We start from the raw sequence: 14,990 nt of genomic DNA, 5'->3' as shown, positions 1-14,990 counted from the left end.
CGCGTTTCTCATTAGGCTCCAAGCGCTGATCTGGCCCGATTTTTGCGTAGCCAAATCCTTGTTCGTACTAATTTTTTTCACTTGAAACCTGGTCAAAAAAGCAGCACATCGTTATAATGTCCGGTTCTTGAACCCCGCGGCGGTCGGTTAATGAATAGCAAAGCTCCCCACGAGCAACAGTCTGAAATCAAAGCGCTCATCTCCAAAGGTCTGGAGCAGGGCTATTTGACGTACGCGGAAATCAACGATCACCTCCCCGACGACATCGTTGACCCGGAGCAGATCGAAGACATCATGGCGGTGCTCAAGGGCGTCGGCATCGAAGTGCATGACGCCGCGCCGGACGCCGACCCGCTGGCCGACAAGGCCGGCAGCAGCACCGACGACGAAGCCGCCGCCGAAGAAGCCGTGGCACTTCTCTCCGCCGTTGACGCCGAAGTGGGCCGCACCACCGACCCGGTGCGCATGTACATGCGCGAAATGGGTACGGTCGAGCTGCTGACGCGCGAGGGCGAAATCGCCATCGCCAAGCGCATCGAGGAAGGCCTGGGCCAGGTGCAGACCGCGCTGGCCAGCTTCCCGCTGACCATCGAGCTGCTGCTGGAAGAGTACGACCAGCATCTGGACGGCAAGCGCCGCCTCAGCGAGATCCTCGCCGGCTTCCTCGATCTGGAAGAAGCCGCCGACCTCGCCCGCAAGGAAAAGGAAGCCGCCGCGCTGCTGCTGCCCGAGCCCGATCCGGCCGACGAGGCCGAAGTCGACGACGACGAAACCACCGCCGTGGACGAGGAAGAGGCCGGCCCGACCGGTCCCGATCCGGAAGAAGTGAAGCGTCGCATGGAGCTGCTGCGCGACTACTACGGCAAGTTCCAGAAGGCCGCGCCGAAAGCCGCCAGCATTACCGACAAGAAGATCGTCAAGCTGCGCGACCAGATGGCCGAGGAATTCCTCAAGCTCAAGCTGCCGTCCGCGCTGATCGACGGCTTCGTGCGTAAGCTGCGCGAAGTGGTCAACGACATCCGTCACCACGAGCGCGTGCTGATGGACATCTTCGTCAAGCAGGTGAAGATGCCCAAGGCCGAGTTCATCAAGACCTTCCCCAGCAACGAGGGCAACCTCGAGTGGGCGGCCGAACTGGGCCGCAAGCGCCAGAAGTGGTCGCCGAACATCAAGAACTTCCGCGACACCATCGACGCGGAGCAGGAAAAGCTCGCCACTATCGAGCGCAAGCTGTTCCTGCCGTTGATCGACATCAAGGACATCAATCGCGCCATGGCCAGCGGTGAGGCGAAAGCCCGTCGCGCCAAGAAGGAAATGGTCGAGGCCAACCTGCGCCTGGTCATCTCCATCGCCAAGAAGTACACCAACCGCGGCCTGCAGTTCCTCGACCTGATCCAGGAAGGCAACATCGGCCTGATGAAGGCGGTGGACAAGTTCGAATACCGCCGCGGCTACAAGTTCTCGACCTATGCGACGTGGTGGATTCGCCAGGCCATCACCCGCTCGATCGCCGACCAGGCGCGCACCATCCGTATTCCGGTGCACATGATCGAGACGATCAACAAGCTCAACCGCATTTCCCGCCAGATGCTCCAGCAGTTCGGCCGCGAGGCCACGCCGGAAGAACTGGCCAAGGAAATGGAGATGCCCGAGGACAAGATCCGCAAAGTGCTGAAGATCGCCAAGGAGCCGATCTCGATGGAAACCCCGATCGGCGACGATGAGGATTCCCATCTGGGCGACTTCATCGAGGACAACAACGCCAGCTCACCGATCGATTCGGCCACCGAAACCGGCCTGATGGAAACCGTGCGCGACGTGCTCGCCGGCCTGACGCCGCGCGAAGCCAAGGTGCTGCGCATGCGCTTCGGCATCGACATGAACACCGATCACACGCTCGAAGAAGTCGGCAAGCAGTTCGACGTGACCCGCGAGCGCATTCGCCAGATCGAAGCCAAGGCCCTGCGCAAGCTGCGTCATCCCAGCCGTTCGGAGCAGCTGCGCTCGTTCCTCGACGTCGAATAAGTCATCGCGGCCGCCGGAAAAGAAAACGCCCGCATTGCGGGCGTTTTCTTTTGTCGGTCAATGGTGAACCGGGTGATGCACGACATGGTGGCGCAGCGGCGGACGGCGATGCACCACGCGGTGATGAACCGGCCGGTGATGTACCACATGGTGGACCGGGTGATGCACCACCTGCGCCATGGCAGGCGACACCGCCAGCACGCCAAGAGCAACCAGACCGACAATCAGCAAATGTTTCATAGATTATTCAAGCTCCGTTCGTTGAACATGGGTCGGGCCATGCCGCTGCGGCCGACGTCCGATAGTAGCGGTTTACGATGTGCAGATACCGTCCCCGCCTTGACCTACAGCGTCACCCGGCCATCGTCGTTTTCATCCGCATTGGTTACACTTGCCACCACGCACAGGGGCCTATAGCTCAATGGTTAGAGCAGAGGACTCATAATCCTTTGGTTCGAGGTTCGAGTCCTCGTGGGCCCACCAGATAGATCAATGGTTTAGCTTCTTCCCCGTCCCTAAAGATGTCTTTTCATCGCATGAGGTCCCTACCTGGTCCCTGATAGCAACTAGCTCAACTAGGGATCCATAGGTTTCTCAAAGATCGTCAAACTTGGACAGCGAGTCGGGTCAGCGGCAATTGCTATGTAATTCCTCAAAGTTTGCGTGTTTGAGCAGACTTCGATGAACCGTCCGGCGAGTTTGCGCTTGTGAGAACGATAATGCGCTAGCAGGCATAGCTGGCCGGTCTTTCATAGACTGAGGATCTCAAGCGCGCCCGGCGCCGGCCGTGTTTGCAATAGGTAGCATATGGCTTTACTTGTTCTGCAAAGTACGGTCGCTGCGTTGGCGCGCTCGTTTTGATTGGCTCGTTCATGACTCGGCGAGGTGCGTCCTGACAAATGCATTGGCCGACTACTCTTATCCACATGTTGCTGCGCAAATGAATAAAGTTTGCGTATCTACTCCGAGTCAGCTCGGTCTTGTCGGCCCACCTCATATCCGCGATTGCCTCGGCTGCTGCATATCAACGGCCAACCGTGTGTCAAGTAACCTTTGCTTGGGAGTCTCAGGCAAGGCGACACCGTCGGGGTAGATTTGACCTAGCTTCCAGGCGTCTCTTCGTGAACCGCCCTTTCAAGCGTCTCGGCGGCTTTGCGGACCAAGAGGAGCGCTTGCTGAATAGCAGGACTGCCTCCCGATTGTAGCTGCGTCGAAATGCGTCCAAGGCAGAAGTTGAGCACCGAAGTAGGGGCGCCCAGTTGCTCACTTTCGTACCTCGACAAAGACGACCGGTTGATACCCAATCGTCGCGCGAACGCGGCTTGGGTCTCTTGCCCCCGGGCGGCGATGAGGAGTTCGCGCTGGGAGGAGGGAAACGAGATCAAGCACATGTTGCTACTATCGCACAATGTTGCTATAACAGCACAGGCGAAGATTACCAGCGCACCGGTTACCATTCGGGATTGGAGGACGTATGGCGCGAGCCGATCAACTCATAGCGCTGTTGCGTGCTTACGCTGGCGAGCAGGATGCGCAGTTCACGGCGGTCGCGCTGCAGATGGCTGCCGGCGAAGCCCAGAAGGGCCATACCCGCTTAGCGGCCGAACTTAAGGCGCTCATCGAGGCAGCTCAGGCGCGCCAGGGGAGCCGGCCAGCCGTGCGCCCGGTGCCGCTGGCTCAGCCCAAGGGCGAGCTGGCTGAGCTGCTGACCGTCCAATATCCCCGTCACCATCTGGCTGAAATGGTGGTCTCAGCGGAGGTCGCGCTGAAGCTGGAGCGCGTGCTTCGCGAACAGCGCTATCACGAGCGATTGAGTGGTCACGGCCTAGTAGCGCGCCGCAAGCTGCTGCTGGTCGGCCCACCGGGCACCGGTAAGACGCTGACGGCCAGCGTGTTAGCAGCGGAACTTCGCCTTCCGCTGTTCGTGGCCCGCTTCGATAGCCTTATCACCAAGTTCATGGGTGAGAGCGCATCGAAGCTGCGCCTGGTGTTCGAATCCTTGAAGGCGACGCGTGGCGTTTATCTCTTCGACGAATTCGATTCGCTGGGCTTGCAACGTGGTAGCCAGCACGATGTTGCCGAGATGCGGCGCACGTTGAATATGTTCCTTCAGCTAATTGAGCAGGACGCCTCGGAAAGCCTGATCGTCGCCGCAACAAATCACGGAGAATCCCTGGATACGGCGCTTTTCCGGCGCTTCGACGACGTTATCCGCTATGAAGCGCCGGATGTTTCGCAGATCGAACGATTGCTGCGTAACAGCTTGGCGCTCTTCGACGGGCAGGCCTTGGACTACCCGAAGTTGGTGAGCGCGGCGAATGGTTTGTCGCACTCGGATGTCGTGCGCGCTTGCCAGGATGCCATGAAGGATGCAGTCCTCGAGAACCAGACGGGCGTCAGCCAAGGAAGTGTCCTGCAGCATCTCGATGAACGTTCTGCTAGCCTCCGGCACATGAAGTTCAGCTGAGGACAGGTTGACATCGTCTGTCCAGGGAAGGGGACAGACTGTGGCAGAACAGCTTAAGCATCTGGATGCGTCGGCCTTTGTTGAAGCTCGGCGATTCAAATCAACCCTAATAGTCCAGCGGCCGCCGGCGCCAGCCCGCGAGCGACGAACACATGGCCAGCGCCTGCTCCAGCAACTCCAGCAACTGCACCGCGCGGAAGCCGATTTCAAAAGGCGACGGGAAGCGCTGAACCTTCCGGCCGCTGTTGGCCTGACCGTCGCGATCGAGCTTCGTCCGAAAGGCTTTCTTGACTACAAGGCCATGGAATGGAAGCGCGACGGCATCGAGGTGCTGAATGTCACCTCGCATGACGACTTTGATCTCATTGTCGTGCACATTCCCGACGGGCAACTGACGGCCTTCGAGAAGCGCATTCGCGAGTACATTAACGAGAACACCAAGTACGACAAGCCCAAACATGCGGCGCTGGTCAATGTGATCGAGAGCTTCAGGCAGGCTGCCTTCGACGAGTTATGGACGGATCCGATCAATCCGCCTCCGGCGCAGGTTGAGCAATGGTTCCAACTGTGGTTACGCATCAAAGCCGGTGATACGGCGGCCACGCGACGCGCCTTCGGCCAGGTGGCTGAGCAAATGGGTATCGTCGTTGAAACCGGCTATGTGCCGTTTCCTGGGCGCATCGTCGTCGCCGCACATACGACGCGAGCTGTGCTCGAGCAGGCCATTGAACTGTTGGATGTCATGGCGGAGATTCGCTCCGTCCAACCCACAGCCGAATTCTTCCTCTCCGATTTGAATCCGTTCGACCAAGTGCAGTGGGTGCGCGATCTCGCCGCGCGCCTGGAGGCCAATGAGTCGGTGGAAGCGGCGTATGTGACGCTGCTGGATACGGGCGTCGCGCAAGCTCATCCCCTCATTCAACCCAGCCTCGATACCGCGGATCTGCATGCGCTGGTACCGACGTGGAACGGCGCGGATGCCGATGGCCACGGCACACAGATGGCCGGCATCGTGTTGCATGGCAATCTTATCCATCCACTGGCATCCACCGAGGCTCATGCGGTCCCGCACCGCCTGGAGTCGGTCAACATCTATCCTCCCCAAGGACAGCATCCATATCACCTGTATGGCTGGGTCACCCAGCAGGCGGTCGATGTCGTCGAAGAGGTTGCGCTTGATCGCCGGCGCACGTTCGCGATGATGTCCACCTGTACAGAAGCCTCCACCGGCCTACCGTCCGAATGGTCGGCGACAATCGACCGCCTGGCGGCAGGTGGTCGCGGGACGTTAGAGCCCGACAGTAACGAACCGCGGAAGCGACGCCTGTTTGTGCTGTCGGGTGGCAATATTCCTTGGTCCAAATGGCATCGCTATCCCGACATCAACAAGCTGGAGGGCATCGAAAGCCCCGGCCAGGCCTGGAACGCCCTAACCGTCGGCGCCTACACGGATCTGACCTTCATCGATCAAGCGAAATGGCCGGGGCTTCAAGGCATAGCGCCAATGGGGGCACTTTCCCCCTGCTCGACCACTACGATGCTCTGGCAGCGATCCTGGCCATTCAAGCCCGATGTAGTGGCCGAGGGCGGCAACGGCTCGCTTGATCAGGATCAGCCTCTAGTCGGTCCGGAAAGCCTCAGGCTGCTGACCACCCATCGTGACATGGCCCGGGCACTCCTCAGCGAAACCGGGGACACCAGCGCCGCCGCCGCGGAGGTATCCCGACTGTGCGCGCATTTAAGTATGCGCTACCCAGACTACTGGCCGGAAACCCTTCGCGCCCTCGTCGTGCACGGCGCGCGGTACACGCCAGCGATGAGCGCGCAACTCCCCTTGAATCGGGCCCGTGCCGACAAGGAAGCACTCCTTCGTCAGTTTGGCTACGGCGCAGTCAATGGCTATAACACGCTCCACTCCGACAGATGGCGGCCGACGCTAGTCCTTCAGGAAAGCCTGATGCCTTATCGACTCGATAAGTCAAACATCCAGCTCAACGAACTCAACATGCATGCCTTGCCGTGGCCTGCTGACACCCTGGCGGCGCTGGGCGAGTCACTCGTCGAGATGCGCATCACACTGTCCTACTTCATCGATCCCAATCCGAGTCAGCGTGGTTGGCAAAGCAAGTTCCGCTATCAGTCGCATGGACTCCGATTTGCGGTGAAGGGCGCGACGGAGACAGCGGAGATCTTCGGGCAGCGCATCAACAAGATCGAGCGCGAGGACGCCGAAGCTGCCGATGGGGTGCACCGGGATTCCATGAACGACCCCGACACCTTGGGATGGTTCTTTGGGAGTCAGCTGAGGGCGCGCGGATCCATTCAATCCGATGTGTGGCGGGGAACAGCCGCACAGCTCGCCGCCAAGTCGCACCTGGCGGTGTTTCCTGTGGGCGGGTGGTGGAAGGATTGGAAGGATGCTCGTCAGAGCACGAACGCCGTCCGATACGCCCTCATTGTGTCTCTAGAGGTCAATCAAGAGCTGGAGGTCGATTTGTACACGCCAATCCAGACGGCACTCGCCACTCCGATCGAAACGAGCATTCCGCGATAACCTTACTCGGTAATCGAAGACACAGAAGCATTAAATGAAGGTGTGAACTGACATCATCAGGAAGCAGCCTGAAATCTGGGCATCAGCTGTGGTCAAGTTATGCTTTACGACTGTGCCCCCTTGATTGTTTCTTATACAGACAACGGTTATTCCCGCCGATTCACATTCTGGGACGCTGAGAAAAGTCGAAACCCACGGTCGAGAAGCTTGGGAGGTTTAGACGAATGCACACGCTATGGGTGGACTCGAACAAGGGCTAGTAACCCCTGTCTCATGCGGTTTTCTAAACTATTCTAAAATTGACCTACCGTCGCAGTTACCGTCATATTTCGATTGCTCTGGCGGTTCGAAACCGTGTTCACTTTAAACGCTTCGACATTCTTTTGCTATTTCGGCCGATTCTTTGGTGCACGGCGAAGCATCAGACCAATGCACATCGACTTTGCAGGCTCAACGTTGCGATGCGGGCTACAGTAGCCTTGGTGGGTGGGTGGGTTTTGGGAAGATTCCGGAAGCAGTTGCACCCGGGCGCAATGGTTCAACGCCCTTTGGTGATGGCTCGAGTCCCTCTACTTTCTGTGGTTTCGGCCCATTGACCGGACGGTCGGAAGCGTAAACATTCCCCCATGGCCAACTCACCGACTCAAGAGAGTTTTCCGGATGAAGATCGGCATCCCGATCGCCCATTGCTATGGCGTGTGCTGGTACGGACCTTCAAAGGTTTTTTCGACCATGACGTCTTGTCTCTGTCTGCATCGCTTTCGTTCTACACGCTGTTGTCTTTCGCCCCGCTGCTCTTGCTCTGTGTCTGGTTGACTTCTACGGTCGGCTACGACGTGCGGCAGACGTTGCTGGACCAGATTGGTCAGCTTGCAGGGTCCGAGGCGCGAACAACCGCAGCAGCGGTATATGCCAGCGCACACCAGCATCCCTCAATCGGCACCTTCGCCGGTATTGTCGGCATCGTGATATCGGTGGTGGGCGCCACCACCGTATTTGCTCAGTTGCAGGCCTCGCTGAACCTGATCTGGGGTCTTCGGGCGCATCCGGGCGACGCAGTCTAGGGATGGCTGTACAGGGGTGTGCTGTCCATCGGGGTCATCGCCGCGACAGTCTTCGTCATGGTGGTGTCGCTACTGGTCAGCTCACTGCTCGGCATGCTCCTACCGCTCAAAGGGTCGGTGTGGGACGTTCTCAATCAGGTCATCAGCACGGCCGTGCTCGCGGTCCTGTTCGCCTTGCTCTTCCGGTACCTGCCAGACGCGGGTCTACTCTGGCGGCGTGTGACTTGGGGCGGCGTGGTCACGGCCCTGCTGTTCGCACTCGGCAAATGGGTGATCGGAATTTACCTCTCCAGCGGCAACATCGGCGGTGCCTACGGCGCAGCCGGCTCCTTGGTGGTGCTGCTGGTCTGGGTGTACTACTCCGGCGCGATCTTCTTCTTCGGCGCGGAAGTTGCTCACGCCTGGGCGCTGGAGCGCGGCGACCATATGCAGCTCAGCCAGCACACCGAACGGCGAGACTGAGGGAGACACTAGACCCGCAGCGTGGTGGCAACCTGGAGGCAACGTCGCGTTGCGGTCACTATTGCAGCGCCTACCAAGCACATAAGCGAAGTTATGGTCCCATACGCACGAATTTGAGCAGCATCGCGGCTAGATCGAATTAGTACAAGAGAGCAAGGGTGATCTAAGGCGCTCCGATCGAGTTCAACAACTGGTGATCGACTTGACTGCCGCGCAGCTTTCCCGCGTGAAACCAGTTAGAAGGTATATGCGATGGAATATCTCTCAGCAACCACTTCTCACTGACCTACCGGTAACTGCCCGGTCAGCTTATCTATGTATGTAGCGATCACGTAACGGGCATCAAATTGGCGGTAAATAATCGCCACTGCTTATCTCCACCCTTGACACACAAATAGCTTCTCTTCTCGCTTCCCTCGGACTCTCCTATCGCAAGCATCTGGGCGAACGAGAAGCGTCCGATCTAGAGGCGAACCGTCTTTCTCCATCGCGCGGAATTGGTACGGTCCAACCGTGCGAGGCGTCTGGGTAGAAAGGAATGTAAAAAATCTCCATTAACTAATCCTCGCATGGGTGGGCAGGACACTAGCCTTGAAATAGTAAAAGGGTGATCAAACGGTGTTCGCAAATGGGCTTCACAAATCCACCCCCTCTTTTAAGGCGTAAAGAACCGCCACCGCGTGTCCCCTTTTTCGATGCAGAGCTGACTGCTCTTGCCTTGCTATACGGCTTACGCTTTGGCCAGCTTGCGCGCAAAGGCTAAGTCTTTCGGCCGCCACAAAAGAGCTTTTCACCCTCTCGCGGAATCGATACGAACGACCAGGGTACAGTCGGGATTGAAGGGGATGCAGCTCGTGGAATATCACGCTGAAGTTTTAGGCCGAGCCACCTGGCTTGGCTGTTACTCCGTCGAATAACTTTTCAAAGCGTGAGGTGTTGCAGCCGGTGAAGAAATGAGGACACCAATCCACTCGATCCTCGGCTACCCCCGCGCGAACGGTTCCACTAGTGGCGCCAATACGCTCTGAAAAGAACACCAGCGGTTCATCTTTGCGTTCTAGTACTTGCGCGCGTCCCGATACGCACCGGGCCTGCATTTCAAGACCTTGAAAAAGGCCGCGCTGAATGCGCTTTCAGAACCATAGCCTACGGAAGCCGCAATGGCCGATAGCGATGCGTTACCGGTTTGCAGCAGCTCACAGGCGATCTGCATGCGCCAGTGCATCAGGTAAACCATGGGTGCAACACCCACCTTTTTCTTGAATGTCAGGGAAAACGCCGAGCGCGACATGCAGGCTACGGCGGCGAAGGCTTCGAGTGTCCACGTTTGCTCATACCTTGTCTGCATGGCCTCGAATACCGGCGCCAGTAGGGGGTGGGAAAGAGCAACAAGCCAGTTCTCCTCATGCGTGGCTGACGAGAGATAAATGCGCAATATTTGCAGCAGCATGATCGGTGCGAGATGGCTGAGCATGAGGGAACGCCCGACCGCCCCAGTGCGCAGCTCTGCGCCGAACCGTTCAAGACTCCAGCGCAGCACGGCCGCCTGATCCGACCCCCCGTCAATGTGGATCACTGGCGGCAGTCGGGCAAAAAGCACAGAGGGCAGGTGCCCTTCAAAGCGGAAGATCGTGCCTGCAACAAAAAAGTCCCCGCCGCCGTTGCATGTGGCAAGGCCGCCTTGTGCGTCCGTAAACATGTTCTCCGCGCGAAATCGTTTTTTCAGATCAAGATCTGATGCGAGCGTGAACGTGCGGCCGCCCGTCAGCAGGAAGCAATCGCCGGCTCTCAAGCGAACCTTGCGCGCACCTCGTTCCAGGGCAAGCCAGCACTCGCCTTTCTGCACGACATTGAGCGTGAACCCGTCGTAGGCGGGGAAATCCATCGCCCACTTTCCACCGGCGTCCAGCGCGACGTTGATGGAGGCGTTGAGCTTCATTTTTATCAGCGCGGTTGACAGGGGGTCGTATACGGCCGAATGCAGGTCTTCGATCAACTTTGGACTCCAGAGCATCAGAATAGGACTTTAGATCATTGAACGCTTCGTCATGCTGCCTCAGCATAGACGCATGACTAATCAAAAAGTAAGCACTCGCTCCTCGTCGCTGCGGATAGCCGTCATTGGTGTAGGCGGCATCGGAAGCACCTTTGCGTTTCAGCTCACGCAGCAAGGCGCTCATGAGGTGACGGCCGTTGCGCGTCCCGGGTCCATGCGACTGCAGCAGCTGCAGCGCGATGGAGGTGTCGTCAACAAAAGGGGCGAGCTTGCGCCGCTGCTTGTCACAGACACGCTTGACGAAAGCATTCCCTATGACCTGGTGTTGGTGACGCTGCAGGCGCATCAAGTCGACGCGGTGCTTCCCGGTCTTCAGCGCAGCGCGGCAAAGCGGATCCAGTTCATGTTCAACAACTTCGATCCCGAACGCCTTCAGGATGCCATCGGGGTAAACCGCTGCTCGTTCGGCATGCCGTTCGTGCAGGCGTTGCTGGATAAGGACGGACGTCTGAACGCAAAAATCGGTGCCGGTGGTCAGAAGACCAAGATGAATCATCAGGCATCGGTCGAGACGTTCAATGCCGCCGGCCTGCCGGCGGTGTTCGAGCCGGACATGCTGCTATGGCTGCGCTGTCACGCTCCCCTGGGTGCTGCCTTTGAAAGCGTCTGCGCGGCGGGCATGCAACGCGGAGGCGGTGCATCCTGGAACGAGTCCCTGGCAATTGCGCGAGGAATGCAAGAATGTTTCACGATGATCGAGCGTCTCGGCTTCCGCCTCTATCCGGTGGGCAAGATACGGCTGCATTCCAGTCCTGCGTGGCTGGTGGCCGCGATGTTCTGGGGCATGTCACGCATCACTCCGTTCAGAGAGCTTCTTGCTACTGGTGTGAATGAGTGCCGTGCGCTCGTCGATGTACTGGTGGAAAATGCGACGCGGGCAAACCCACCTGTTTCGATCGATAGAATCAGAGCAATGAGACCGGCAAGCAAACGCTCACCTTAGACATTCTCGCGGGTTTTGTAGGGCAACCTTCGCAGTCGATGGCTGCGGAAGAACGCCAACCATTTCATGGTGGTCAATCCAGCCTCCGCAACAAGTTCTAGGAGGCGTGCCACGCAGGATCAGGCTGGCCTTACCGAGCGTTGGTGTTTTGTAGGTCGGCTCCACAAACAAATGTCGTGACGCGGCCGTTCAAAATCGCTGAGGATCTGGCCCGTTAAATCCAGAACTCTCAGCCGCGAGAGTTCCTAACGGTGCTATTCGCCCCAGCCTGAAACATTATTCCCACCAAAGACCATACGGCGTATGGCCGGCATTCCAAGACTGGACGAAAAGCCAGGTAGAGGAGCGCTTGCCTCGTTCAACCGTCGTATTTGCTGCTCGTGAAGTGTGATGTTGGTTGCCGCGATATTGCTTTGCAGCTGCGACACGCTACTCGCACCCACAAGCGTCGACACAATTCCCGGCTGGGCCATGACCCAAGCGAGTGCAACCTGGGCTGGATGACTATGCAATTCATCCGAGACACTTTTGAGGACTTCAAGAATGTCCCAGTTACGAGCGGTGAACTTACTGTCTCCGAACGGGTTGGCGCCGCTCAAACGTCCCGTGGAGCTGGTGTCCTCGCGCTTGTACTTGCCGGTGAGAAAGCCGCCCGCCAGCGGGCTCCAAGGCATGACGCCCATGCCGCTTTCCCGAGCCGCAGGAACGTGTTCGCTCTCCACGTCGCGCGCCACCAGCGAGTACTCCAGCTGCATGGCTATGGGCCTAGGATATTGGCGTTCGGCAGTAATGGTGGCCGCTTTAATGGCGAACCAGGCGGGCATATCCGAGAAGCCGTAATAGCGGATTTTTCCGGCGCGCACCAGATCTCCCAGGGTTTGCACGATTTCTTCGGCCGGAGTCACGCCGTCCCAAATATGCATCCAGTACAGATCGATGTAATCAGTACCCAAGCGTTTCAAGGATGCGTTTAACGCTCGGTGGATATTTTTCGATCCATTGCCTCCGGCGTTGGGATTCCCGCCACCCTTTTGCGCGGCATCGAGCGGGTTGGCCGAGGCGTTGAACGCAAACTTGGTCGACAGCACGATGTTGTCGCGGGAGCCGGAGTCCTTGATGAACTTACCGAGCAACTGTTCGCTGACACCGCCGGTATAGACATCTGCCGTGTCGACAAAATTGCCACCTGCTCGGAGATAGGCGTCGAAGATCTGGCGAGACGTGGATTCGTTGGCACCCCATCCCCCTGGGCCGAAGGTCATTGTGCCCAGGCAGAGGGGGCTGACGACCAAGCCGGAGCGACCCAGCGTGCGAAAATCTGTCAAGGACATCGGCTCTTACCTTTGTGTAGTGATCAATACATAACACCGTAGATTTATTGCGCCATATAGTCAATGAGTTTTATAGTGGACGTTATGGAAAGTGATTCTCGCAAGCTGGGCAGGCCACGGTCCTTTAACCGTGATGAGGCGCTGAAGCAGGCCATGCTTGCCTTCTGGCGTCACGGTTACGAAACGACATCGATCAGCGAGCTGACTAAGGTCATGGGCGTGACAGCGCCAAGCCTTTACGCGGCATTCGGTGATAAGAAGCGCCTATTCTTGGAAGCGATGCACCGGTACGCGGGAACGCCCGATGATTTCGCTGTGACCCTTCAAGAGTCCTCCACCGCCTACCAAGCGGTGCATCAAATGCTAATGTCCGCGGCTGACCTTTTCACGAATGGCGGCACGCCGCGAGGATGCTTGCTGGCAAGTGCGGCGGCAAGCGGCTCAGTGGAGGCGAAGGACGTCCAAAAAACCGTTGCTCAAGTTCGACGCCAGATGATCAGTCGAGTGCGTTTGCGGATTGAGCAAGATATCGCCGCGGGTTTGCTCCCTGAAGAGACGAAAGCAAAGTCCCTAGCGAGTCTGGCAATCGCGTTGGTTCAGGGTATGTCGGTACTGGCGCGAGACGGTGGACGACGCGAAGAACTGAGAGCAATCGTCACTGTTGCAATGAACGCTTGGCCCAGGCGCACGGATTGAGACCCGCGCTTGGCAAGACAGACTCTCGGGAAGTCATCTGAACTGTGTAGATCGGTCTCCCAGAGCGGACGCTCACGAGCGACAGCAACGGGTCGATTACCGCCGATCGAAGAGCATCTGCCGCTGAGTATAAGAAACCGTGAACTGGGCATCAGCGACCAATCCTAAGACGCATCCTGCCCCTTGGAGGCATTCATTCAAGCTTTATGCGCGATGCTTACATTCAAAGCTAAGATTGGATATTCCGCATGACTGTTTCTCGGGAACAAATTCAAAGAGAACTCGATGCGTTCGAACTAGAGATGCGGATAGTCGCTGCAACCTATGTGACCACCGAAAGATTTTTGAAGGATTTCTTACGCCCGGCGGACAAACTTTCGCGACGAGCACCGGCAGAGGACCACGAATGGGTTTGTGCTCAGATCAGCCACATACTCCTGAAATTCGGATTTAAAGTAGATGACGGCGATACGCTCTCGTGAGGGAAAGCGGCTCAATGCTGTCGTTTAGGCAGACGGGCTGACGCTTGTTTAAGCGCTTTTGTAACAACATTTTTTAACTGATAAAAGCTGAACGGTTTTAGCAAATAAGGCGCCTTGCTCGGCAGCGTATTACGGTCATCGGTCGACGCTACGACATGAGCAATGTCCCTCGCGTCCAGCGCTTCTAATACAGCTTCGGTTGAATGACCTCTCACGTCGGTTTCCAACACAGCAAGATCAATAGGATTGTTACGGACGGCATCCAGTGCGCCCTTCACGGTACTGACCGTTTCAACGGGTGAATATCCTAATGCCTCCAAGCCGTCGGCTATCGTTTCGGCGACAAGGACGTTGTCCTCAACAACGACCAGAGCCTCAGGTGGCGGTCTTTTCTCTCCGTTGGAAGGCTTATCTGGTGAGCTCACGAGCCTGCTCGTATTCAGTTGAACGATCACCTATATTGCACCCTACGCGCTCTGGTGGCGGTTTTTGAACTATTAGCAACCAAGTCCTATCAGGACGCCAAGCCGATGCGTTTGCCTTACGGTCTCACGAAATACTGATCATAACCGGTCGGAATCAGACGTTTCAGAGTCTTACTGGCACGCCTGAAGGCAGCAGGGCACCCGCCTTGCTCAGAACCAACAGGGTGTTCGGCGCGCGCAGAAATCGATGTTTAAGTTCATCGGCCACCTGGATTGGCTATGACGCCCTCGAATAGCTTGTTGAATCAAGAGCGAGAGGGAGGCCAAACCGACCCTTTCTAAGCAGCTATTTCTGCCTCGATATGTTCGGCATTTTTGCCGGCGACGTTCAGCAAAGGTCCGAAATCGGCCGATTCTGTTGAAAATCTCCGTCTTAACGAATGGACATCCACATTCTCGATCACGATGGCCGTGACAATTCGATT

At 57.6% G+C, this 14,990-nt stretch carries 10 protein-coding genes, 1 tRNA gene and 1 pseudogene; 8 read left to right on the top strand and 4 right to left on the bottom strand.

Going from position 1 to position 14,990, the window contains the following annotated elements; translation table 11 throughout:
- Positions 1-150 precede the first annotated feature (150 nt).
- Positions 151-2,025: an RNA polymerase sigma factor RpoD gene (rpoD, locus tag ACDK93_RS01755; RefSeq protein ID WP_458070870.1), complete on the top strand. Its 1,875-nt coding sequence runs from the start codon at positions 151-153 to the stop codon at positions 2,023-2,025.
- Between the two features lie 57 nt (positions 2,026-2,082).
- Here the strand turns inward: rpoD and ACDK93_RS01750 are convergent, their stop codons facing one another.
- A complete protein-coding gene (locus ACDK93_RS01750; protein ID WP_458070869.1) occupies positions 2,083-2,265 on the bottom strand; it encodes a hypothetical protein in 183 nt (60 codons plus the stop codon).
- A gap of 167 nt (positions 2,266-2,432) precedes the next feature.
- Between ACDK93_RS01750 and ACDK93_RS01745 the strand changes: the two genes are divergently transcribed.
- From ACDK93_RS01745 to ACDK93_RS01730, 4 genes and pseudogenes are all read left to right on the top strand, one after another.
- A tRNA-Ile gene (locus tag ACDK93_RS01745) sits at positions 2,433-2,508 on the top strand.
- A 991-nt stretch (positions 2,509-3,499) separates the two neighbouring features.
- Entirely contained in the window at positions 3,500-4,492 is a 993-nt protein-coding gene (locus ACDK93_RS01740; RefSeq protein WP_458070868.1) for an AAA family ATPase, read from the top strand.
- Positions 4,493-4,532: 40 nt separating this feature from the next.
- Entirely contained in the window at positions 4,533-7,046 is a 2,514-nt protein-coding gene (locus ACDK93_RS01735) for a S8 family peptidase (RefSeq protein WP_458070867.1), read from the top strand.
- Between the two features lie 626 nt (positions 7,047-7,672).
- Positions 7,673-8,572 (top strand): annotated as a pseudogene (locus tag ACDK93_RS01730) (YihY/virulence factor BrkB family protein).
- Between the two features lie 1,057 nt (positions 8,573-9,629).
- Here the strand turns inward: ACDK93_RS01730 and ACDK93_RS01725 are convergent.
- Positions 9,630-10,568: an AraC family transcriptional regulator gene (locus ACDK93_RS01725; protein WP_458070866.1), complete on the bottom strand. Its 939-nt coding sequence runs from the start codon at positions 10,566-10,568 to the stop codon at positions 9,630-9,632.
- Between the two features lie 73 nt (positions 10,569-10,641).
- On the opposite strand from ACDK93_RS01725, the gene ACDK93_RS01720 reads away from it, so the two are divergent.
- Positions 10,642-11,571, top strand: coding sequence for a ketopantoate reductase family protein (locus tag ACDK93_RS01720; RefSeq protein WP_458070865.1), 930 nt, complete (start codon positions 10,642-10,644; stop codon positions 11,569-11,571).
- A gap of 254 nt (positions 11,572-11,825) precedes the next feature.
- On the opposite strand, the gene ACDK93_RS01715 is transcribed toward ACDK93_RS01720, so the two are convergent.
- Positions 11,826-12,902, bottom strand: coding sequence for an aldo/keto reductase (locus tag ACDK93_RS01715; RefSeq protein ID WP_458070864.1), 1,077 nt, complete (start codon positions 12,900-12,902; stop codon positions 11,826-11,828).
- Positions 12,903-12,986: 84 nt separating this feature from the next.
- On the opposite strand from ACDK93_RS01715, the gene ACDK93_RS01710 reads away from it, so the two are divergent.
- Both ACDK93_RS01710 and ACDK93_RS01705 read left to right on the top strand, forming a co-directional pair.
- A complete protein-coding gene (locus tag ACDK93_RS01710) occupies positions 12,987-13,598 on the top strand; it encodes a TetR/AcrR family transcriptional regulator (protein WP_458070863.1) in 612 nt (203 codons plus the stop codon).
- A 248-nt stretch (positions 13,599-13,846) separates the two neighbouring features.
- Positions 13,847-14,080 carry a hypothetical protein gene (locus tag ACDK93_RS01705; protein ID WP_458070862.1) on the top strand — a complete coding sequence of 78 codons (234 nt, stop codon included), beginning with the start codon at positions 13,847-13,849 and terminating at the stop codon, positions 14,078-14,080.
- A gap of 11 nt (positions 14,081-14,091) precedes the next feature.
- On the opposite strand, the gene ACDK93_RS01700 is transcribed toward ACDK93_RS01705, so the two are convergent.
- Complete coding sequence (locus ACDK93_RS01700) at positions 14,092-14,505, bottom strand: hypothetical protein (protein ID WP_458070861.1); 414 nt, start codon at positions 14,503-14,505, stop codon at positions 14,092-14,094.
- Between the last annotated feature and the right edge of the window lie 485 nt (positions 14,506-14,990).

It is taken from the genome of Rhodanobacter sp. BL-MT-08, from assembly GCF_054161255.1.
This window is presented reverse-complemented; position numbering and strand designations above follow the sequence as displayed.

What these genes read in the sequence shown, in the direction of transcription:
- rpoD (WP_458070870.1), top strand. Translation starts at nt 151, where the DNA reads ATGAATAGCAAAGCTCCCCACGAGCAACAGTCTGAAATCAAAGCGCTC.
- ACDK93_RS01740 (WP_458070868.1), top strand. Translation starts at nt 3,500, where the DNA reads ATGGCGCGAGCCGATCAACTCATAGCGCTGTTGCGTGCTTACGCTGGC.
- ACDK93_RS01710 (WP_458070863.1), top strand. Translation starts at nt 12,987, where the DNA reads ATGGAAAGTGATTCTCGCAAGCTGGGCAGGCCACGGTCCTTTAACCGT.
- ACDK93_RS01750 (WP_458070869.1), bottom strand. Translation starts at nt 2,265, where the DNA reads ATGAAACATTTGCTGATTGTCGGTCTGGTTGCTCTTGGCGTGCTGGCG.
- ACDK93_RS01705 (WP_458070862.1), top strand. Translation starts at nt 13,847, where the DNA reads ATGACTGTTTCTCGGGAACAAATTCAAAGAGAACTCGATGCGTTCGAA.
- ACDK93_RS01715 (WP_458070864.1), bottom strand. Translation starts at nt 12,902, where the DNA reads ATGTCCTTGACAGATTTTCGCACGCTGGGTCGCTCCGGCTTGGTCGTC.
- ACDK93_RS01720 (WP_458070865.1), top strand. Translation starts at nt 10,642, where the DNA reads ATGACTAATCAAAAAGTAAGCACTCGCTCCTCGTCGCTGCGGATAGCC.